This is a genomic window from Caryophanon latum (genome assembly GCF_001700325.1).
Classification (GTDB): domain Bacteria; phylum Bacillota; class Bacilli; order Bacillales_A; family Planococcaceae; genus Caryophanon; species Caryophanon latum.
The window spans coordinates 1-22,768 of the sequence record NZ_MATO01000050.1 but is presented as its reverse complement, the minus strand read 5'-3'; the positions used below and the strand labels follow the sequence as shown (position 1 = coordinate 22,768).

Genomic DNA, 22,768 nt, shown 5'->3' with positions numbered 1-22,768 from the left:
CCGTACGTGAGAGTTTCCCCTCATACGGCGTTCCATCAATTGTGAATCTTTAAACTAATATTTCATTTCCAGCTATAACTCGAAGTTTGTTTACTTTGTCTTTACTTTCTTGTGTTAATTTAAAAAGTTGAAGGTATTTTGTTATTGTTTCTTTTGTTGTTGCGTGTATCAGTTTGTGTATGGATTTAGTAACGAATACTAAGTTGTTATATTCATCTGTTCCGCCTAATGCTTTTGGCTTTTTGTGATGTAATTCCATATTGTTTAGAAGAAGTGGTTCACCTGTAACGAAACATATCCCCTTTTGAGCGATATATTTTGAGATACGATTGTCATTGTATTCAATACTTTGATTGATTACAGGATTTCTGACTAAGTATCTGACGATTCCTTCTGACACTGATTTTTGCGTTTTGTGTACAAGACTTCTACCTTCTACCGTGTAATTATTTATTTCTTGTGTAAAGTTCTTCGGGTTTTTGTGTTTTACACCATCAATCGGGAATATTGCTACTTTAGCGACAAATATTTTCTTTTTGCCTAGGTAGTCTTTGTAATGTGTTTTGTAATATTTGCTAGGCTCCCCGTTTTCAGATGACACATGTTTTAAGCTGTTATATAAGGTTCGTTTGACTGAGAATGCAATTTCACTAAAGTCCTTCGATACCATTGTTGCTTGCTGATAGAAATTTTGAAGACCTAATATTGTTGCGTTAAGTTTGGACACTTCTACAGCGGTGGTATTTTTCTTAATTCTTTTAATGTGTGTTTTAATCTTTTGTTTCGCATTCTTTTTTGCCTTTTCCGTCATAAATGATTTTACAGTGTGCTTTTCTTTGTTCCTCATTACTTTCATTTTAAATCCGAGAAACTCCGAAAAGTTTTTTCTTAAATTAATTACCTTCGATTTTTCGTTACTAATCTCAAGATGTAATCGTTCTTTTAACCATTTCTTTACGCCTTCAAATATTTTGAATGCACTTTTATGGTCACGACAGAAAATTTTAAAGTCGTCTGCGTAGCGAACGATGAACATTTCTTTTAATTTTGAGGCTCTTTTTAAGGCGCGGTATTTGGAAGACCTGTCAAGTCGCCTTTTACCACTGATAATTCGTTCTGTTTCATAGTTTTTCTTTGTTTCAAATGTCTCCCATTGATTGCTTATCCACCAATCTAATTCATTTAGAACGATATTAGATAGTAATGGTGATAAAATACCACCTTGTGGAGTGCCCTTTTCTGGCTTACCTAATCCCACAATTTCTGCTTTCAATAGTTTACTTATGATAGAGATTACTTTCTTATCTTGAATTCCCATACTCCACATTTGTTTTAGAAGTTTGCCGTGATTGACATTATCAAAAAATCCTTTGATGTCTATGTCAACTACATAATGCAGTTTGTTGATGTTTGCTAATGTCACTGCTCTTGAATATGCATGAAGTGTTCCTCTGTTAGGTCTGAAACCATAACTGTGATTGTGAAATTTCGCTTCGCATATCGGTTCAAGAACTTGTTTGATACATTGTTGTATAATGCGGTCTTCGATTGTCGGAATACCGAGTGGTCGAATGCCGCCATTAGCTTTTGGTATTTCTTTTCTTCTAATTTTGTGTGGAATAAAGTTTTCCAATCTTCTTCTAACATACCTCACGAGTTTTTCGGGTTCTAATTCACCTATTGTAACGATTGTTGATTCGTTTATACCTTTCGTAAATGACCCTTTATTTTTCTTGATGTTTCTATATGCTAGTAAGATATTTTCTCTATCTACTATGAGTTCGTAGAGATTTTTGAATTTCTTGTTGTTTTGACTATCTTTGTAAAGCTTGTCGAAGGTTTCTTGCATACTGTAATACTCATTATTTCGTAAAGACTGTCGTTTTAAAACTTTTTCGTTTGCTGTATCAGTCAATACTTTCACCACCCATTTAGAGTTTGGTGATTGCATTTCTTTTAGTCATACGAGAACCTGATAAGATAAAATATTGTTTTAGTTATCCATTCAATTGACTAGTGGCTATCCCTCCACCGCTTATTATCACGGCTTCAACGGTACTGTGCCACCACTTTCACGGGCTTAAAATAGGTTATACAAATGAGCTTTCCCTATACCTTTTCATCGAGTGCAACCTCTCCAAGTAGCCTCGCTTACCACGTTCCAAGAAATCATATCTGTACATATAATACTTTTAGGTCGTTCCTCTAACCCTGTTAGCTTGATCGTGCCTGTAACACGATAAGGTGTTTCATAAAGACAACTCTTACTCCACCTCACTAACCCAAACAATGTTGGACTGCCCTTTCGAACAGCTATATCTCTAGAGCCGTACATTCGGAACTTCGTCAGCAGGAAGTTTTGTTTCCTACATTCTAACCATGAGCATTTTTATAGAACCCCAGCCTATCTACCACACAAAGTGCCTCCACTCCGCTTTCCTGTAATTAGGGTGATATTCAGCTGACTTCACCGAGCTTATAACATGTTCAATGTTGCAATTTACTTATGCTATTCGGAGGATTAGGTCGAGCCTTTCAGAGCGTTACCTCATCATTCGACTCATCTGATTTCTTAGTTCTCCTAACGAAATGACGTTAGTGGCTAATCTTTTCAATTAGCAACGTGTCGCACTATCTTGATACTCGTCGACATGAATGTACTGAAACTTATTTTGATAAAACTCTAGTACGTCTGGCGCTTCCTTGAATAAACGAATCGTCATCATAATGAGGTCGTCGAAATCTAATGATTGATTGCGCTTTAATCGTTCTTGATAGCTTTCGTACACGCCCGCTGCAATTTTTTCAAACGGATTGTGCGCGTTCATGTTTTCCTTGAACGTACGCACGTCAATGCACTCATTTTTCGCCGAGCTAATCGTATTTAAAATGGCGCGTGGGTCGTATTTTTTCGGGTCGATATTTTGCTCTTTCAACACGTTTTTCACAACCGTTAATTGGTCGGTCATATCTAAAATCGAGAAGCTTTTTGAAAAGCCAAGTCGATCGATGTTGCGTCGTAAAATGCGTACGCACATCGAGTGGAACGTCGATACCCACATGCGCTCGCCCGTTCCCGCACCTAAAATTGAATCAATTCGCTCGCGCAGTTCACGCGCCGCCTTATTCGTAAATGTAATCGCTAAAATGTTAGAAGGATATACTTCCTTTTCAACAATTAAATAAGCAACGCGATGTGTTAACACACGCGTTTTCCCTGAGCCTGCCCCTGCCATAATGAGCAGCGGTCCTTCCGTCGTCTTTACTGCTTCTGCTTGCTCTGGATTCATACCGGCTAACAAATTATTCGTAATATGCTCCATATGCACACCTCTTTCACGTTTAAAATCGAACATTCATTCTTATTTTAGCACATCTTTTACAGCTTTTACGGTTTTCAATGCTGCCTTTAAGTCGTCGTAAATAATGTTGCCGACTACGACTGTATCTGCAAACTTCGCCATTTCTGCTGCCTGCTGTGCGCTCGTAATGCCACCGCCGTAAAACAATTGCGTGTTCTCTAATACGTTGCTTACCGCTTCGACATACGACACATCGCCGTACGCCCCGCTATATTCCATATAAAAAATCGGCAGCTTGAAATAGTTTTCCGCTAGTCGCGCATACGCAACAACGTCGTCTACATCTAAATCCGTTTTCGCACTCGTCGCATGTGCCACTTTACAATCAGGGTTTAATACGCAATACCCTTCCGCAAACAACTCGTCCCATACCATAACGTCACCGAACTGCTTCAGCGCCTCGTGATGCATTCCTTTAATCCACGTCGGGTCCTCGCTGTTTAACACAGTCGGAATGAAGTAATAGTCAAACGCTGGTGTAATCGCGTCGATCGTTGAAATTTCAAGCGCGACTGGCACACTGTAACGGCGCACGCGCACTAAAATGTCGAGCACGTTGTCGAGCGTAATGCCGTCCGTGCCGCCGACAAGGATTACGTCCGTGCCTGATTCACACACTTGCTCAAGCGCCTCGTCTGAAATTGTTTTTGCTGGGTCTATTTTGAAAACATGTCGCCATTGTTTAAAGTCCATTGTTGTTCCCTACCTTTATCCATTTATCATGTATGTTGAAAGCTACTGCATTTCATATTAAACATACTTAATCCCATCGTTTTTATAAAAGCGGTGTAATGCCTCGTCTGTTGATTAGCCATTCACTTGAAAGGCGCGTTGGCAGTTCGCGTATTGCGGCTCGCGTTCCTGGGGCTCGCCGCACGCTTACTGCCATTAACATGCCGCATTTATTTCCAATTCGTTGCTAAAAACAGCTAACTCGACTGTATATAAATGGATAATCAACAAATCTGATGCCGTACATTACTTTGTCTATAGAGCGAAGGTGGCGACTCCAGCAGGAAAAGCGCGAGCTGAAAATCCATTTTTGGCGGCTTGTCCGACAAAAATTAGTTGAAGCCGCGCCTGCGGAAAGCGTCCACCGAAGCGAAATAGACAGCTTGCACACTTAACCTTTATAAAACGGAATGTATGTTACTTGCATTAGTATAGCGGAATTTGTGCTCAGATGCATTTGTGTAAAACGCATAAAAAAGAGCCGCACTAACATGACGTTAGTACAGCTCTTCATTTTATTTCGTCCCTTTGCCTGGCTGGAACGGCTTTTCATCTGGATACAGTCGCCCGAGCATTTCGTCGTATGTATCGTTACCATAATCGAAGCAACGGCGTACACGTGAAATCGTCGCTGTTGACGCACCTGTTTCTTTTTTAATCGTTTCATACGTTTTCTTTAAACGTAATAAATGCGCGACTTCAAATCGTTGCGCGAGTGATTGAATTTCACTAATTGTGCATAAGTCATCGAAAAATTTATAGCATTCTTCAATATCTTTTAGCTCTAACACAGCTTTAAATAATTGCTCTGTTTGATGCCCGCGAATTTTTTCAACTTGCATGCGCTCTTCCTCCTCTAGTTACTGTATAAAGCAACTACATATCAATATGAGCAGCGCGTTTTTACTGCTCCACCACTTTAACTGTTCGTTCTTATTCTAAATCATCACTTTAACATAATAAAGTAAAATAGCTTCTGATGCAAAATTTACATAATTGCAGCAACATATTGTGGAAGCTGCCTCATGCGACTCGCTCCATATATTCATTATTCACGCATCATCGCAGGTAGTAAAATATTTTTCTTCATGACATCGTACAAGCCTTTTGGTGTAATGCGAATGTATGGCAAATGCGTCGATTGTAAAAATAATAAGCTATAAATTGCATCACCTTTATCAAAGCCACGTTCTCGCAGTTTTGCAATGAGCTCCTTCTCCTGTTCAATAAGCTGCTCCATCGGTAAATCGCTCATTAAGCCACCAACTGTTAGCGGAATGCTCGCGATTACTTGCTCGTTCTCAATTAACACGATCCCACCGCCCAGCTTTTTCACCTCGTTAAACGCTTGCATCATCGCCTCGATGCTTTTACCGATCAAAATAACGTCGCCCGTTGTCGAATACGTCGATGCAAAGCCTTGTACGTTTTTCGCAAAGCCTTTTAAAAACGTGTTCACATGCCATTTGCCAAACTTATCAATTAACATTAAGTAGCATTCGTCCTCGTTTTGTACGACTGCTTGCTTATTTAAATGTAAGTTCACGCTGTACGGCTTCGTAATAACATCGTTCACAAGCTGAATGCCAAATGGAATTGAAAATTGGAAGTCGCTTTCATGCAGCTCAAAATCGAGTGCAAGCGGCGCAAATTCCTCAAAGCGTTCCTCTGGCCAATCGAACACTTCCTCGCCATCGCGCACCATCCATTGCCCTTTCGCCATAACCGCTTCTGGCACTGGCGTAAACTCGTCAGTTAACACGTTAAGCGTCGCAAATCGCCCTGTCGCAATCATGCCGTGCAAGTTCGATACGCCGTAATATTTCGCCACATTGTAGCTTGCCATATTGTACGCATCGATTGGAGTAACTCCGGCTGCTAACGCGGCGCGAATACACTTATCCATTACGCCGTCTTCATGAAACATCGGCGTTGAACCGTCCGTCGTCATCATTAAATGGTGGAAAATGTTCCAGCCTTTCTCAACAATATCTTTTAAAATGTTCGGCAAATCTGGGCGAATCGACGAATAGCGCAGCGTCACCGCATAGCCTTGGTTCAGGCGCTTTTCGACATCGTCAACCGTTATCGCCTCGTGATCGCCGTTTGCCCCAAATAAACGCATTTTCGCTAATGTTTTTTCCGATGCCCCTGGTAAATGCGCCTCAATTTTTTTGCCTTTTAACTTCGCTGCTTGAATCCAATACAGCATTTCGTCGTCGCCTGCCATTAAACGTGGCCAGCCCGTCACCTCACCGCCCATTAACACATCTGGGCGCTCAATCCACTCAAGCACATTTTCCATCGAGAATACGTCATGCTCATGCTCAAGCTGCGTCTGCGAATCGAAGCGCACCCACCAATATAGCTGCGTCGGTAATGTTTTCCATCGATCCATCATTGAAAACGCTTTCTTATTTTGTAAAGCTAAAAACATCGCTAAATTATCGCAAAGCATTGTCGAAGTGCCCGTCTTCATCGCATAGCGTGCAAACGACACCGGATTATATAATTGATGCGGGTGTACGTGCGGCTCAATGTATCCTGGCACGATCGTTTTCCCCGTCATATCGATTATTTCTGTATTTTTTGTATTTTGTGGTAACTCATCGCCAACGTAGACGATGCGGTCTTCTGCTATCCAAATGTTTCCATGACGCCAATCGCGGAATACACTATGTAAATATCGCGCGTTTTGTAGGACGATTGTTGGTGCGCGAAGCCCATCAATTACAGCTACTTGATTTCGAATATCATTCATTTTCCAAATTGGTTCAAACACACAACAGTCCCCCTTTTGTCGGTTCTTTTCTTCATAGTACCATACCGCGCTTTATCATAGCAAAGTACGATGAATAACAATATGAAAATTTTACATATAGTATACATAGTCTGTTGATTAGCAAATTAATTAGCAGGAGCGTATTGCGGCTCGCGGTGCTCCTGCGGTTACTCGTCGCAAAAGTCCTGGGGCTCGGCGCACGCTCCATGCCATTATAAAACCACATGTATTTCTGTTTTACTGCTAAAAATAAGCAATGTAGCTGTATACACTGGACTAATTAACCAACCTGATAGTATACGAGAGTAACTGCTTATCATTCATTAAGCTCATCGAATTTCATGAAACAAATAAAACAGAGCTGCGTTGAAAGTCTATTCGACTCCTAACACAGCTCCACTCATCATTTATTTAAATGTACGCCAGCCGATATCTGTGCGGCAGAAGAAGTTGTCCCACTTCTCGCTGTTAATACCTGCGTATACTTTTTCTTGCGCTTCTTTTAACGTCGCTGCTTTTGCACCAACTAATAGTACGCGTCCGCCATTTCCAACGAATGTGCCATCCACTTCTTTCGTACCTGCGTGGAATACTGCGTGTGATGCGCTCAGTGCGTCTAAATTCGGTAATGCATTGCCTTTTTCCACATCACCTGGGTAACCTTCTGATGCGATGACAACACCTAGCATCGCTTCTTCAGACCATTGTAAGTCAAATTTTTCTTCGTTCATTAATGCTGTCATAAATAAACCGAAGTCTGAAGCCATACGTGGTAATACTACTTGTGTTTCTGGGTCGCCAAAGCGCGCGTTGAACTCGATTACTTTCGGACCGTTTTTCGTTAAAATAAGACCTGCGTATAAAATACCTGTGAATGATACGCCTTCTTTTTCCATCGCTTCAACAGTTGGTACAACGATTTTGTCGTATGCAACGTCAATTACATCTTGACCAATTTGTGGCACTGGAGAGTACGCACCCATACCGCCCGTGTTTGGCCCTTTGTCGCCATCGTATGCGCGTTTGTGGTCTTGTGCAATGACCATTGGGTAAATTTGTCCTTTATGTACGAATGACATGAATGAGAACTCTTCGCCATCAAGGAATTCTTCTACTACTACTTTCGATGAAGAATCACCGAAGCGTTGGTTGCCGATCATATCTTGTACAGCGTCGATTGCTTCTTCTTCTGTCATCGCAACGATTACACCTTTACCTGCTGCTAAACCGTCTGCTTTAATTACGATTGGTGCGCCTTGCTCTTTAATGTACGCAACCGCTTTGTCAGCCTCTGTGAACGTTTCGTGCGCCGCTGTTGGAATGTTGTATTTGTTCATAATGTCTTTTGCGTACGATTTTGAACCTTCAATTTGCGCTGCTGCCTTCGTTGGACCAAAAATGACTAAACCTTGCTCATTGAAGTAGTCTACAATTCCTTCTGCAAGTGGTTGCTCAGGACCTACGAATGTAAGTGCTACGTCGTTTTCCTTTGCGAAGTTCGCAAGTGCCGCAAAATCAAGTGCGTCGATTGCGACTACTGTTGCGTCGCGCTTCATGCCGTCGTTGCCTGGTGCTACGAAAACGTTTGTTACTGATGGTGACTCGTTAAACTGTTTTGCGATCGCATGTTCACGACCGCCGCTTCCGATTACTAAAATGTTCATATGTTTTCCTCCTGTTTTCTATAAATACTAACGTAACTTATGCTTTTCACGTCGAGGCAGGCTTTCCGCGGGCGTGGCTTGAGCCTCCTCGCCACTCCTATGTCGTGGCTGTGGGGTCTCAAGTCTCATGCTCCTGCGATTACTCGTCGCAAAAGAAACTTTCGCTTTTCCCGCTGGAGTCCGCCTCTCGTTTCAAGCAACTATGTTTCGCTACTTTTAGCTATTTTTAGTGCAAAAAAATATAGTACCTTGTAATTTTACATATAAAAAATGCCCGCCTAATAACTAGGCGAGCGTTTTTTATTATGAGCGATGCATGCGTAGTATCCGACCAGAATAGTATGCATACACCACTTATAATAGTTACTACGGTGCAATCCCCCGACCAAAGTTGATTGCAGTAGTAGTTGCGGTTTGATTGAACGTCCGGCCAAAGCCGTTCAATCGAGAGTGCGAACACTCCGTTTGTGAAACGCTTCTGCCACTATCCGGCCAGAATAGGTGCGAAACATTATTCTATTATACTGTGAATGTGTTGTTGTTGCGAGAAGTTTTACATTTTTTCATGCGTGCCGACAATACGTCGACTATTCGCGTATTACGGCTCGCTTTACTTGAACATGTAGTTTCAAGCTCATGCTATTTCCCTAAAAGTTTAGTTGCCACATATCACTGCTTAAAAATTAGTGCTTGAAGTGACGTACGCCTGTGAACACCATTGCGATACCTGCTTTGTTTGCTGCATCGATTGAGTCTTGGTCTTTTACAGAGCCACCTGGTTGAATAATTGCTGTAATGCCCGCCGCTGCTGCTGCTTCAACTGTGTCGCTCATTGGGAAGAACGCGTCAGATGCAAGTGCTGCACCGTTTGCTTTTTCGCCCGCTTGTTCGAACGCGATTTTCGCTGCGCCTACGCGGTTCATTTGACCAGCGCCAACACCTAATGTCATTTGCTTGTCTGTTACAACGATCGCATTTGATTTTACGTGTTTTACTACTGCCCAACCTAATTTTAACGCTGCCCACTCTTCTTCTGTTGGCTCGCGGTCTGTTACAACTTTAATGTCTGCGTCTTTGAAGCCTGCGCGGTCTGGCTCTTGTACTAATAAGCCACCTTCAACTGATACAACGTTGAAGTCGTCTTGCTTCGCTTGAGAGAAGTCGATTGTCATTAAGCGAATGTTTTTCTTCGCTGTTAAAATCGTTAACGCTTCTTCTGTAAATGAAGGCGCGATGATGATTTCTAAGAAGATACCAGCTAATTGCTCAGCTGTTGCTGCATCGACTTCTTTGTTTAACGCAATGATGCCACCGAAAATTGACGTTGGGTCTGCTTCGTACGCTTTGCCGAATGCTTGTGCAATCGTTTCGCCCGTACCAACACCACAAGGGTTCATATGCTTCACTGCTACCGCTGCTGGAATATCGAATTCCTTCACGATTTGTAGCGCTGCGTTTGCATCTTGAATGTTGTTGTAAGAAAGCTCTTTACCGTGTAGCTGTGTAGCGTACGCGATTGAGAAGTCAGAGCCTAAGCGCTTTTGGTAGAACGCCGCTTTTTGGTGTGGGTTTTCGCCGTAACGTAAATTTTGTTTTAACTCGTATGTAAGCGTTACGTTTTCTGGGAATTCTTCACCGATTGCTGCTGTTAAATGGTTTGAAATGTATGAATCGTACGCTGCTGTATGACGGAATACTTTTGCTGCTAAACGTTGACGAGTTGCAAGCGTCGTTTTGCCGTCTGCTTTTAATTCACCAAGTACCGCTTCGTAGTCGTTTGCATCAACGATTACTGTTACGTATGCATGGTTTTTCGCAGCAGAGCGTAACATCGTTGGACCACCGATATCGATGTTTTCAATTGCATCGTCCCACGTTACGTTTGGCTTTGAAATTGTTTCAACGAATGGGTAAAGGTTTACACATACGATTTCGATTGGCTCGATGCCGTGCTGCTCCATTTGTGCAACGTGGCTAGGCTCGTCAAATTTCCCTAAAAGACCACCGTGGATCATTGGGTTTAACGTTTTTACACGTCCGTCTAAAATTTCAGGGAATTTTGTTACTTCGTCAACAGCTGTTACAGGTACGTTGTTGTCTTGTAATAATTGCTTCGTACCGCCTGTTGATAATACTTCATAGCCAAGAGCGACTAGTTCTTTGGCGAATTGTAAAATACCATTTTTATCTGAAACACTAATAAGTGCACGTTTCGTCACGATGACGACCTCCTTAAAGTTTGTTGCTTAGTTTATCGTTATGTTGCTTGTCGCTTTCGAGGCAGGCTTTCCGCGGGCTCGGAGGCTAACACGATGTTAGTCATGAAGGTGATGCCACATGGACGTGGCGCTTATCACCTTCCTCAAGCCTCCTCGACACTCCTACGTCGTGTCTGTGGGGTCTTGAGACGCGAGCTGTTCCCGCTGGAGTCCGCCTCTTTCGCTCCAAGCAACTTTCTATAATAACACTTCGATCAATCATTTCTGCAAACATATTGAAAAACCGCGCTGAACTTTCACAGTACTGTTACCGTTTCATCACAGCGATACTTTCAATGAGTGCGAACTAAAATGGAGGGTGCGCGGCGGCGAGACTCCTTGGGGATAAGCGTGAGACTTGAGACCCCGCAACCGCTTGCGGTGAGGAGGCTCAAGCCACGCCCCAGGAACGCGAGCCGCAAAGCGCGACCCTCCATTAAATTATTTCGCTTGCACTTTACCTGCAAATAGCTGCTGTAGTGCGGCTGTGTATAGGGCGTGCTCTGCTTTATGAATCGCTTCTTCTGTTTGCTCGCGGTCACCGTCAATTACGTTCACAGCTGTTTGTGCGATAATTGGACCTGTATCCATTCCTTCATCGACAAAGTGCACTGTCACACCTGTTACTTTTACGCCGTGTGCAAGCGCTTGTCCGATTGCATCTTTTCCTGGGAACGACGGTAAAAGTGACGGATGAATGTTCACGATTTTTGATTGGTATGCACCAAGTAACGTTTCCGATACTAAGCGCATATAACCTGCTAACACGATCCACTCGATGTCTTGCTTGCGTAACTCGTCGACAATCGCTTGCTCGTATGCCGCTTTTGAATCAAAGCTTTTTGGGCTAAGTGCAAGCACAGGAATGTCAAACTGAGCGGCGCGTGTTTCGACGTAAGCACCTGGCTTGTCTGTTACAACGAGCTTAATGTTTGCTTGTAGCTCGCCACGCACGATGGCTTCTTGAATCGCTTGGAAGTTTGAGCCGCTTCCTGAAGCAAATACAGCAATGTTCGTCATTACACTAAGCTCCCGTCATGCTCCCCGTTGAAAAGAACCCCTTCGCCTTTTACAACGCGGCCGATTGTGTATGCTTTTTCACCATTTGCTTCGATTGCTTCGATAATTTTTGCTGCTTCAGCTTCTGGTGCTGCGATCACGAAACCGATGCCCATGTTGAAAACGTTGTATAAATCTTTATCTGCAAGCTGTCCTTTTTCTTTTAGGAATTCAAAAATGCGTAGCACCGGCCAAGAGCCTAAGTCGATCTCAGTTGCTAAACCTGCTGGCATCATGCGTGGTAAGTTCTCGTAGAAACCGCCACCTGTTACGTGTGCACAGCCGTGTACATCTGCTGCTTTTAACGCTGCAAGTACAGGTTTTGCATAAAGCTTTGTTGGAACTAATAGTGCTTCGCCAATTGGACCTAAATCTTCATAGCCTTCCACTACTGCATCGACTGCATAGTCATGATCTGCAAATACAACTTTACGCACTAATGAATAACCATTTGAATGTACACCGCTTGAAGCGATGCCGATTAATACGTCACCTTCTGCAATGCGCTCACCTGTTACGATGTTTGCTTTCTCACAAGCACCTACTGCAAATCCTGCTAAATCGTACTCGTCTTCTTCGTAAAGACCTGGCATTTCTGCTGTTTCTCCACCGATTAATGCTGCACCTGATTGTACACAACCATCCGCTACACCTTTAACGATTTGTTCAATTTTTGCTGGTACTGCTTTGCCTACTGCTACGTAGTCAAGGAAGTAAAGTGGCTCTGCTCCTTGTGCAACAATATCATTTACACACATTGCTACACAGTCGATTCCAATCGTATCGTGTTTATCTACCATAAACGCTAACTTTAATTTTGTTCCAACGCCGTCTGTACCTGAAATGAGTACAGGCTCTTTTAAGTTTAATGCTGATAAATCAAACATGCCGCCAAAACCGCCGAATGTTCCCATAACTCCTAAACGATTTGTGCGCTCCACGTGTGATTTCATACGTTGAACTGCTTCATAACCTGCTTCGATATTTACGCCTGCTTGTTCATATGCTTTAGACATCTGAATCCTCCTAAATTTTAAAAAGCATGTAGTACTTTAAAAAAACGCATTCGTGCACGACGCACGAATGCGTTTAACTTAACATTCTTTTTCGTGTGGTAAAACTGTATCTGAGAAAATTTCTGTTGGGTATTCGCCTGTGAAGCATGCTAGGCAAAGACCGCCATTTGGATCGTTAAATGGACGAGCTGTTGCACGCACCATGCCTTCTGGTGTTAAAAACGTTAATGAATCTGCTTCAATCGCAACACGAATTTCTTCGACGCTATGGCTTGAAGCGATTAATTGCTCTGACGTTGACGTATCAATACCGTAGAAGCAAGGGTTTGTCATTGGTGGTGACGTAATCATTACGTGTACTTCTGCCGCACCTGCTTCTTTTAACATGCGTACAATACGTTTTGACGTCGTACCGCGAACGATTGAGTCATCTACCATAATAACGCGCTTATCTTTAACAACTTGCACAACTGGCGATAGTTTCATTTTTACGCCGCGCTCACGTAGCTCCTGCGTCGGTTGAATGAACGTACGACCAACGTAGCGGTTTTTAATTAACCCAAGCTCGTACGGAATGCCGCTTTCTTCTGCAAAACCGATTGCCGATGATAACGATGAATCCGGTACGCCTGTTACAACGTCTGCTTCAATGCCCGCTACTTCACGTGCTAGCTCGCGACCCATACGTTTACGCGCCATATGGACGTTTACTGTATCGATGTTTGAGTCTGGACGCGCGAAGTATACGTACTCCATTGCACACATTGCGCGTGGTGCCGCTACTTCGTCAGTAATGCGGTCTACTTCAATACCGTTGTTTGTAATGTATAATAGCTCACCTGGTTCTACATCGCGCACGTATTCTGCACCGATTAAATCGAATGCACACGTTTCTGATGCAACGACCCAAGCATCGCCTAATTTACCTAATGATAGAGGGCGTAAACCATTGCGGTCACGCGCGACAATCATCATGTCTTTCGTTAAAATCATAAGGGCAAAGGCACCTTTCAATAAAGAAAGCGCATTTTTCACCTTTGCTCGAAACGGCGAATGTGACGACTTTTTAATTAAATGGATTACTACTTCTGTATCCGATGTCGAATTGAAAATACTGCCCGAACGCTCTAAGTTTTGCTTTAAATGATTCGCATTCACTAAGTTCCCGTTATGCGCAATCGCAAGTGAGCCTGTTGATGAACGGAATAATAACGGTTGAACGTTTTCGATTCCGCCACCACCAGCTGTTGGGTAACGTACGTGTGCGATCGCTGCATGACCTGTAGCGGCACGTAATTTTTCCTCGTTGAAAATGTCGTTGACTAACCCTTCACCTTTGATCGGGCGCAAAGAATTGCCGTCTGTTACGACAATTCCTGCTCCTTCTTGACCTCGGTGTTGTAATGCGTGTAAGCCGTAATAGCTTAGTTGCGCACTTTCAGTATGTCCCCATATGCCAAAGACGCCACATTCCTCGTTTAAGCCTCTGATTTCAGTAAACATGGGATTGCTCCTTTCCAAGCAGAACGGAATTCCTCCACTGAACCTTCTACTAACACGCCAGCGTCTCCGTTAATTGTTAGTGTTGCATCATTTGTTACGACACCAATTTCTTTTGCATCTGTTACGATTTTTTCAAATGCTTCTTTGTTTTCTGGTGCTACTGTTACGATGAAGCGAGATTGTGATTCTGAGAATAAAGCAGTTGTCGCTGAGCCTGTTAATGTAACGTTTACACCTAAGCCTTTTGCGCCAAATGTTTTTTCTGCAAGTGCCACTGCTATGCCGCCTTCAGATACGTCATGCGCTGATGCTACTACGCCTGCACGGATTGCAGTAAGTAACTCCTCTTGACGTTTCGCTTCTACTGTTAAGTCGATTGATGGTGCTTGACCGAAAATGCGACCTTCCACTAATTTTTGAAGCTCTGATCCACCGAACTCCGTTTTCGTTTCGCCGATTACGTAAACGATGTCGCCAGCATTTTTCGCATCTTGTGTCGTTACGTGAGCTAAGTCTTCTACTAAGCCGACCATACCGATTGTTGGTGTTGGGTAAACCGCTTCACCTGAACGCTCGTTGTACATCGATACGTTACCGCCGATTACTGGTGCGTCAAGTGCTAAACAAGCTTCCGAAATACCGTCAGCTGATTTTTGGATTTGCCAGAAGATTTCTGGTTTCTCTGGGTTACCGAAGTTTAAGCAGTCAGTAATTGCTAACGGCTTACCACCAGTTGCTACGATGTTACGAGCAGCTTCTGCAACGGCAATTTTACCACCAGTTGTTGGATCTAAATAAATGTAGCGAGAGTTACAGTCCGTTGTCATCGCTAACCCTTTGTTCGTACCACGCACGCGAACTACTGCCGCGTCAGAACCTGGTGCTACAACTGTAGACGTACGTACTTGGTAGTCGTATTGGTCGTAAACCCACTCTTTAGATGCTACTGTTGGTGCTTGTAATAACGCTGATAACGTTTCTTTGTAGTCTGTTACAGCTGGCTCTGCGTTTTCCATCGCTTGATATTCAGCGAAGTATGCAGGCTCTTCGTCTGGCATGTTGTACACTGGTGCGTCTTCTGCTAATGCGTCTGCTGGCACTTCTGCAACAACTTCACCTTTGTGTAATAAACGAAGCATTTTGTCGTCTGTTACGCGACCTACTGATACTGCGTCTAAATCGTATTTTTCAAAGATCGCTTTAATTTCTTCTTCACGACCAGCTTTTACAACGATTAACATGCGCTCTTGAGATTCAGAAAGCATCATTTCGTAAGCTGTCATACCTGTTTCACGTTGAGGCACTAAGTCTAAGTTCATTTCTACACCAGTACCAGCTTTAGAAGCCATTTCTGCTGAAGATGAAGTTAAGCCTGCTGCACCCATATCTTGAATACCAACAAGTGCGTCTGATTTTACAACTTCTAAACAAGCTTCAAGTAATAGTTTCTCCATGAATGGGTCACCAACTTGAACTGCTGAACGTTTTTCGTCCGCTTCTTCTGATAATTCTTCAGATGAGAATGTTGCACCGTGGATACCATCACGACCAGTTTTTGCACCTACGTACATTACTGTGTTGCCAACGCCCGCTGCTACACCTTTTTGAATGTCTTTATGGTCGATTAAACCAACACACATTGCGTTTACAAGTGGGTTACCTTCGTAGCAAGGGTCGAATTGAATTTCGCCGCCTACTGTTGGAATCCCGATACAGTTACCGTAACCTGCGATACCGGCAACAACTTCTTCAAATAAATATTTACCACGCGCTGATTTTAATTCACCAAAGCGTAATGAGTTTAACATCGCGATTGGACGCGCACCCATTGAGAATACGTCACGGATAATGCCGCCTACACCTGTTGCTGCACCTTGGTACGGCTCAATTGCTGAAGGGTGGTTGTGTGATTCCATTTTGAATACAACCGCTTGCTCATCACCGATATCCACGATACCAGCACCTTCACCAGGACCTTGTAATACTTGAGGACCTTTTGTCGGGAACTTGCGAAGTACCGGCTTTGATTTTTTGTATGAGCAGTGCTCAGACCACATTACTGAGAAAAGACCGATTTCTGTCCAGTTTGGCATGCGACCTAATTTTTCTACCGCTAATTCATACTCTGCATCTGTCATACCCATATCTGCGTACAGACGTTGCTCTTTAATTTGCTCCGCTGTTGGCTCGAAGTTAGTTGTTGACATGTTGTTCCCTCCACTGCTTAACAATTGATTTAAATAATTTTAGACCGTCTGCGCCACCAACGATTTCGTTTGCTGCACGCTCTGGGTGAGGCATCATACCAAGTACGTTACCTTGTTCGTTAATGATGCCTGCGATGTTTTCTAAAGAACCATTTGGGTTGTTATCGTAAGTGAAAACGATTTGCTTGTTCGCTTGTAACGTCGCTAACGTTTCATCATCACAATAGTAGTTCCCTTCGCCGTGTGCGATTGGAATGTTAATTTGCTCACCTGCTGCGTATTCATTTGTAAATAACGTGTTGTTATTTTCAACTGTTAACGTCACTGGGCGACACATGAATTTTAAGTTTTTATTACGTAATAACGCGCCTGGTAAAAGACCAGCTTCCGTTAAAATTTGGAATCCGTTACATACACCTAACACTGGTTTTCCAGCTGCTGCAAATTCCTTTAACGCCTTCATAATGTTTGATTGGTTAGCCATTGCACCACAACGTAAGTAGTCACCATATGAGAATCCACCAGGTACTAATGCGCCATCAAATCCGTCTAAGCTCGTTGCTGTATGCCAAACATACTCCACTTCTTCGCCTAGCTCGTCTTTAATTGCATGATACATATCTACGTCACAGTTAGACCCTGGGAAAACGAGTACTGCAAATTTCATCTGTCTTATGCCTCCTCGATTTCGTAACGGTAGTTTTCAATTACAGTGTTTGCTAACATTTTTTCGCACATTTCTTTAACGATTGTGTCGATATCACGGTCTGTGTCTGCGATTGTTACTTCTAAAAATTTACCAATACGTACGTCTGCTACTTCACCATAACCGATTTTTTCTAATGAACCTTTTACAGCTGAGCCTTGTGGATCTAAAATGCTTTCTTTTAGCGTTACGTAAACTTTAACCTTTTTCATGACTTTATTTGCCTCCAAGTTTTTCAAGAATAATTTCGTATACTTCTGTTAAACTGCCTAAATCGCGTCTGAACACATCTTTATCGAGCTTTTGCTTCGTTTTCGCATCCCATAAGCGACACGTATCCGGAGAAATTTCATCGGCGAGTAATACATTGCCATCAACGTCGCGACCGAACTCCAATTTAAAATCGATCAGCTGTACGCCGACTTGCTCAAAAATTGGCTGTAGTACGTCGTTTACTGCAAGTGCTTGCTTGTACAGCGCATCGACCTCCTCAGCAGTTGCAATGCCTAAAATGTCGATATGCTCTGTCGTAATGTGCGGGTCACCAAGGTTATCGTCTTTGTAATAAAACTCAACGATTGTACGCTCTAGTGGCGTGCCTTCCTCATACCCAAGACGTTTTGCTAAGCTACCTGCTGCAATGTTTCGTACAACGACTTCGATCGGAATAATATCGACTTTACGCACAAGCTGTTCGTTATCTGAAATGCGTTTTACGAAATGTGACACAATTCCAGCTTCTCGTAATTTTTCGAATATTCTCGTCGTAATTTGATTGTTCAAATTACCTTTGCCGTCAATGTCTTGCTTTTTCTCACCGTTAAATGCTGTTGCGCTATCTTTATATTCAACAAACAGCACCTCAGCATCATCTGTTGCGTATAAACGCTTTGCTTTTCCTTCGTATAAAAGCTCACCCTTGTTCATGTGTTCGTCCCCCTCAAAAATGATTAGTTTAGTCCAAGTCGCTCAAAAATCATATCCACTTGCTGAATGTGATAGTTGTAGTCAAAGCAGTCGTCAATTTCCTCCGCTGTTAAATGCTTCGTAATCGTCTCGTCTGCTTCTACTAATGGACGGAACTGTATTTGCTCATCCCATGCGCGTGCTGTTAATGGCTGTACTGTATCATACGCTTCCTCTCGCGCTAACCCTTTGTCGATTAGTGCTAGTAAAATGCGCTGTGAGTAAATTAAGCCGAACGTACGCGTCATGTTGCGCTTCATATTTTCAGGGAACACCGTTAAGTTTTTCACGATGTTCGTAAAACGGTTTAACATGTAATTTAACGTAATCGTTGCATCTGGAATGATGACACGCTCTGCTGATGAATGTGAAATGTCACGCTCATGCCATAGTGCGACGTTTTCAAACGCTGTTACCATGTAACCTCGCATTAAACGTGCCATGCCTGTCATATTTTCAGAGCCGATTGGGTTACGCTTATGTGGCATTGCTGAAGAGCCTTTTTGACCTTTCGCAAATGCTTCTTCCACTTCGCGTGTTTCTGATTTTTGTAAGCCGCGAATTTCCGTTGCAAACTTTTCAATCGATGCAGCAATTAATGCAAGCGTCGACATGTATTGCGCGTGGCGGTCACGCTGCAATGTTTGCGTTGAGATTGGTGCTGCTGCTAAGCCTAAATGCTTGCACACGTAAGCTTCTACGTGCGGATCAATGTTCGCATACGTTCCGACTGCACCTGACATTTTCCCAGTTTCAATTACTTTTGCTGCTGCTTCAAAGCGCTCTTGGTTACGCAGCATTTCTTCACGCCATAGGGCAAGCTTTAAACCGAATGTTGTCGGCTCGGCATGCACACCGTGTGTACGCCCCATCATAACGGTGTTTTTATGCTCCTTCGCACGCGCTTCAATAACATCGATAAAGTTTTGAATGTCTTTACGTAAAATGTCGTTTGCTTGTTTAATTAAATATGATAAAGCGGTGTCGACTACATCTGTTGACGTTAATCCGTAGTGAACCCATTTGCGCTCTTCTCCCAGTGTTTCAGACACAGCACGCGTAAATGCTACTACGTCGTGTCGTGTTTCTTGCTCAATCTGTAAAATGCGGTCAATATCGAACGAGGCGTTTTCGCGAATGCGCTTTACGTCCTCTTTCGGAATTTCTCCAAGCTCGGCCCATGCCTCGCAAGCTAAAATTTCTACCTCTAACCATGCTTCATAACGATTTTGCTCTGTCCAAATTGCGCCCATCTCGGGTCTCGTATAACGTTCAATCATCTGTAGTACGCTCCTTTTACTCTGGCCAAATACCAGATTGCTCAATTTCAATTAATGTTTTCTCAACATCATTAGTCATAATTGTAACATGTCCCATCTTACGGTTAACTTTAGCTTCTTGCTTGCCGTACAGATGTAAGGACCAATCAGGGTACTTCGAAATCGAATTGCTAAGGGGCATTACGTGCTGACCTAGGACATTCACCATAATGGATGGTGCCCATAATTGTGGCTTGCGCAGCGGCCAACCACATACAGCGCGAATATGCTGATGGAACTGTGAAACGTTGCATGCTTCAATTGAATAATGTCCTGAATTATGCGGACGTGGTGCAAGCTCGTTAATCACGATCTCACCGTCTTCTAATACGAACATTTCAACTGCTACTGTGCCGACTAAATTTAAATAGTCTGCAATTTTTGTTGCGGCTTTTTCTGCCTTTTGTGCTGTCGTGTCGTCAATGCGTGCTGGCACGATTGTTTCGTGTAAAATGTGATGAACGTGAATGTTTTCTCCAACTGGTAAACAGCACGTCTCGCCATTGCCATTACGCTGAACGATCACTGAAATTTCTTTTTCAAATGGTACAAAGCCTTCTGCAATACACTCCGAATGCTCAAATAAACTTTCTGCAAGTGCTAAGTCGTCTGCTGATTTTAACAGCTGTTGACCTTTGCCATCGTAGCCACCACGCGCCGTTTTCACGATGCATGGGTAGCCGATTGTATCGATTTGTGCCACTAGCTCTTCATATGTACGTGCAACTACATACGGTGCGACTGGGCATCCTGCTTCCACAATCGCTGCTTTTTCTGTTACGCGATTTTGAGTAATGCGTACAAGCTCTGCCCCTTGAGGAACGTAAGCAATTGTCGTTAAACGCTTTAAGCCTTCATAATCAATGTTTTCAAACTCATATGTGATAACATCGCTCACTTCTGCAAGCTCTTCAAGCGCCGCCTCATCATCGTAATTTGCGACGATGCGAATGTCGGCTACTTGCCCACAAGGTGAATCCATTGACGGCTCAAGCACGGCTACTTTAAAGCCTGCTTCCTTCGCGGCAAGTGCCATCATACGACCTAATTGACCGCCTCCGATGATACCAATCGTTTGACCTGGATAAATCATCTTCGTCACACTAAGTCACCTGAGCTTTCTAACACTTGCTGTTTTGTTGCTTCACGACGTGCGTCTAAACGCGCTGCAAGCTCTGCATCTGTCGTTGAAAGAATTTGTGCTGCAAGTAATCCTGCGTTTGTTGCTCCTGCTTTACCGATCGCAACTGTCGCAACAGGTACACCACCTGGCATTTGTACAATCGATAGTAATGAATCTAAGCCATTAAGTGCGCGTGATTGCACTGGTACACCGATGACTGGTAATGTCGTTTTTGCCGCAACCATACCTGGTAAATGCGCCGCCCCACCAGCACCTGCAATGATGACGTGAATACCGCGCCCACGTGCTGCCTCAGCATACTCAAACATTAAGTCTGGTGTGCGATGTGCAGACACAACTTGCTTTTCATATGGCACTTGTAATTCGTCTAAAATATCACATGCATGCTTCATCGTTTCCCAGTCACTTGAACTGCCCATAATGACGCCAATTTTCGGATTCATAAATTACGCTCCTTTAAGGTTCCATAAATGTAGATGTTAAAGTTGATCTTGTTCATTAATGAATCTCACGTGTAGTAAAGAAAACAAAAAACCTCAAATAATCTGTATCTCATCATAATTCTATGACGAGAAAGCAGACTACTTGAGGATTGTTCGAGATAATAAAGTTCGTGAATACATAATCACACACTCCTATCATTTACTACACCAAAAGTTGCTTTCCCACATAGTCCAGCATTACGGTGCCAGGTAGAAACACTAGAGCCTATTCTCTAGCATATATGAGGGATTCAATAATGTTTTCCTTTTCACATTTTAACAACACATTTGCAGTGCGTCAACGAAAAAATGCGAACGATAAATTTTCAGAAAACAATATTGTTCGGTTTTTAACATATAGAACATTTATTCTTCTACTTTTAACCCTTTAAATTGTATTTTTTGACGTAATACTGTCGGTTCTCCATTTACGATATGAAAAATAGGCTCTTCTCTTCGCCCAATCGGCATATATCCTTGCTCCTTCATTCTTGCTAAACAAGCATCGAGCGTCTCATGCTCTTCCACATCAAACCAAAGTTGTTTCTTACTCATATGCTGCCTCGTCTCTAGTAGTTTTGTTCATTATAGCAAGAATTATTTCAAAGAAGTACGACGAAATAATACGAATTATGTCTGTTCATTGTCACGTTGCTACCGAAATGCCTCTTCGTTCTTTTATAAACCTATATATATACAATTTAGAATGCGAACGAGGCTCGAAACAAGAGGCGGACTCCAGCGGGAATAGCGAAAATTCTTTTTGCCTCGAGTAATCGCAGAGGTATGAGCATGACACGAAAGGCTCACGCCACGCCCGCGGAAAGCCTGCCCCGCTGTGGAGAGCCGACGAATAAAACGCTAAAATACATTCACTAAAAAACCGCAATAATCCCCATTTTGCTGTTCAAAACAAACGATTCAGCTGTATAAAAGTGGCGAATCAACAGACCTGATATATTATAATAGTAGTCCGTCTATTTTTTAGCTGCGTACATACGAATTCCCCATGTAAAACGCTTGCCATACATATGTTACCGTTATTTTCTCTTTTTAACGATTTATAGAGCGCTATATCAATACTCAACTAACAATTTAACGCATCACCTACATTGCCATCATTATGTGATAAATGTTACGTTGATCTTTTACTACTTATTACTAAGCGAGCAAGATACGACATAAACGACGCTAAAAAACGAAAAAACACGATGCAAGACGTGTAAGTCGCATCGTGTTACATATACATATTGTTTTTAAAAAAGCGCAAAGAAAAACGAGGCACGAACTAAATTCGTACCTCGTTCTTTGCGAAGCGACGTCCTACTCTCACAGGGGGAAACCCCCAACTACCATCGGCGCTAAAGAGCTTAACTGCTGTGTTCGGTATGGGAACAGGTGTGACCTCTTTGCCATCATCACTTCACTATATTACGGTTTCCAATCTACGGCGCAATTCATTGTCAACTTGCGTGTAGTATGTTGAAACCTTTACGTAGAAAATTCATTCTACTTAATTGAAAGATTGTTCTTTCAAAACTGGATAAACGCGATATCATTGAAAACAG

General features: G+C 42.8%; 17 protein-coding genes, 1 rRNA gene, 1 pseudogene and 1 riboswitch. All 19 genes and pseudogenes read right to left on the bottom strand.

Annotated elements, in window-relative coordinates:
• Positions 1-49 precede the first annotated feature (49 nt).
• The 19 genes and pseudogenes from ltrA to rrf all read right to left on the bottom strand — a co-directional run bounded on the left by ltrA (position 50) and on the right by rrf (position 22,626).
• Positions 50-1,849: a group II intron reverse transcriptase/maturase gene (gene ltrA, locus A6K76_RS12490; RefSeq protein WP_066465595.1), complete on the bottom strand. Its 1,800-nt coding sequence runs from the start codon at positions 1,847-1,849 to the stop codon at positions 50-52.
• Between the two features lie 781 nt (positions 1,850-2,630).
• Positions 2,631-3,323 (bottom strand): annotated as a pseudogene (locus tag A6K76_RS12485) (UvrD-helicase domain-containing protein); the annotation flags it as partial.
• Positions 3,324-3,362: 39 nt separating this feature from the next.
• Positions 3,363-4,055, bottom strand: coding sequence for a heptaprenylglyceryl phosphate synthase (pcrB, locus tag A6K76_RS12480; RefSeq protein ID WP_066465592.1), 693 nt, complete (start codon positions 4,053-4,055; stop codon positions 3,363-3,365).
• A 554-nt stretch (positions 4,056-4,609) separates the two neighbouring features.
• Positions 4,610-4,936: a YerC/YecD family TrpR-related protein gene (locus tag A6K76_RS12475; RefSeq protein ID WP_066465591.1), complete on the bottom strand. Its 327-nt coding sequence runs from the start codon at positions 4,934-4,936 to the stop codon at positions 4,610-4,612.
• A 206-nt stretch (positions 4,937-5,142) separates the two neighbouring features.
• Positions 5,143-6,876: an adenine deaminase C-terminal domain-containing protein gene (locus A6K76_RS12470; protein WP_139108694.1), complete on the bottom strand. Its 1,734-nt coding sequence runs from the start codon at positions 6,874-6,876 to the stop codon at positions 5,143-5,145.
• A gap of 407 nt (positions 6,877-7,283) precedes the next feature.
• Positions 7,284-8,540: a phosphoribosylamine--glycine ligase gene (gene purD, locus A6K76_RS12465; protein ID WP_066465588.1), complete on the bottom strand. Its 1,257-nt coding sequence runs from the start codon at positions 8,538-8,540 to the stop codon at positions 7,284-7,286.
• A gap of 683 nt (positions 8,541-9,223) precedes the next feature.
• On the bottom strand, positions 9,224-10,759 hold the full coding sequence (gene purH / locus A6K76_RS12460; protein WP_066465586.1) for a bifunctional phosphoribosylaminoimidazolecarboxamide formyltransferase/IMP cyclohydrolase: 1,536 nt from the start codon (positions 10,757-10,759) through the stop codon (positions 9,224-9,226).
• A 480-nt stretch (positions 10,760-11,239) separates the two neighbouring features.
• Positions 11,240-11,818: a phosphoribosylglycinamide formyltransferase gene (purN, locus tag A6K76_RS12455; protein WP_066465584.1), complete on the bottom strand. Its 579-nt coding sequence runs from the start codon at positions 11,816-11,818 to the stop codon at positions 11,240-11,242.
• Positions 11,818-12,873, bottom strand: a complete 1,056-nt coding sequence (gene purM, locus A6K76_RS12450; RefSeq protein ID WP_066465582.1) for a phosphoribosylformylglycinamidine cyclo-ligase — start codon at positions 12,871-12,873, stop codon at positions 11,818-11,820. Before purM ends, purN begins: the two co-directional genes overlap by 1 nt.
• Positions 12,874-12,951: 78 nt before the next feature.
• A complete protein-coding gene (gene purF / locus A6K76_RS12445; RefSeq protein ID WP_066465581.1) occupies positions 12,952-14,376 on the bottom strand; it encodes an amidophosphoribosyltransferase in 1,425 nt (474 codons plus the stop codon).
• Positions 14,352-16,583 carry a phosphoribosylformylglycinamidine synthase subunit PurL gene (purL, locus tag A6K76_RS12440; protein ID WP_066465579.1) on the bottom strand — a complete coding sequence of 744 codons (2,232 nt, stop codon included), beginning with the start codon at positions 16,581-16,583 and terminating at the stop codon, positions 14,352-14,354. Before purL ends, purF begins: the two co-directional genes overlap by 25 nt.
• Positions 16,570-17,250: a phosphoribosylformylglycinamidine synthase subunit PurQ gene (gene purQ, locus A6K76_RS12435; protein WP_066465577.1), complete on the bottom strand. Its 681-nt coding sequence runs from the start codon at positions 17,248-17,250 to the stop codon at positions 16,570-16,572. Before purQ ends, purL begins: the two co-directional genes overlap by 14 nt.
• A gap of 5 nt (positions 17,251-17,255) precedes the next feature.
• Complete coding sequence (gene purS, locus A6K76_RS12430) at positions 17,256-17,501, bottom strand: phosphoribosylformylglycinamidine synthase subunit PurS (RefSeq protein ID WP_066465575.1); 246 nt, start codon at positions 17,499-17,501, stop codon at positions 17,256-17,258.
• A gap of 4 nt (positions 17,502-17,505) precedes the next feature.
• Positions 17,506-18,216, bottom strand: a complete 711-nt coding sequence (purC, locus tag A6K76_RS12425) for a phosphoribosylaminoimidazolesuccinocarboxamide synthase (RefSeq protein ID WP_066465573.1) — start codon at positions 18,214-18,216, stop codon at positions 17,506-17,508.
• A 23-nt stretch (positions 18,217-18,239) separates the two neighbouring features.
• Positions 18,240-19,535, bottom strand: coding sequence for an adenylosuccinate lyase (purB, locus tag A6K76_RS12420; protein WP_066465568.1), 1,296 nt, complete (start codon positions 19,533-19,535; stop codon positions 18,240-18,242).
• A 16-nt stretch (positions 19,536-19,551) separates the two neighbouring features.
• Positions 19,552-20,676 carry a 5-(carboxyamino)imidazole ribonucleotide synthase gene (gene purK, locus A6K76_RS12415; protein ID WP_066465566.1) on the bottom strand — a complete coding sequence of 375 codons (1,125 nt, stop codon included), beginning with the start codon at positions 20,674-20,676 and terminating at the stop codon, positions 19,552-19,554.
• On the bottom strand, positions 20,673-21,161 hold the full coding sequence (gene purE / locus A6K76_RS12410) for a 5-(carboxyamino)imidazole ribonucleotide mutase (RefSeq protein ID WP_066465564.1): 489 nt from the start codon (positions 21,159-21,161) through the stop codon (positions 20,673-20,675). Before purE ends, purK begins: the two co-directional genes overlap by 4 nt.
• A gap of 207 nt (positions 21,162-21,368) precedes the next feature.
• Positions 21,369-21,466, bottom strand: a riboswitch (purine riboswitch).
• Positions 21,467-21,566: 100 nt separating this feature from the next.
• Entirely contained in the window at positions 21,567-21,755 is a 189-nt protein-coding gene (locus A6K76_RS12405) for an NETI motif-containing protein (protein ID WP_066465563.1), read from the bottom strand.
• A 755-nt stretch (positions 21,756-22,510) separates the two neighbouring features.
• A 5S ribosomal RNA gene (gene rrf, locus A6K76_RS12400) occupies positions 22,511-22,626 on the bottom strand.
• Positions 22,627-22,768: the final 142 nt, after the last annotated feature.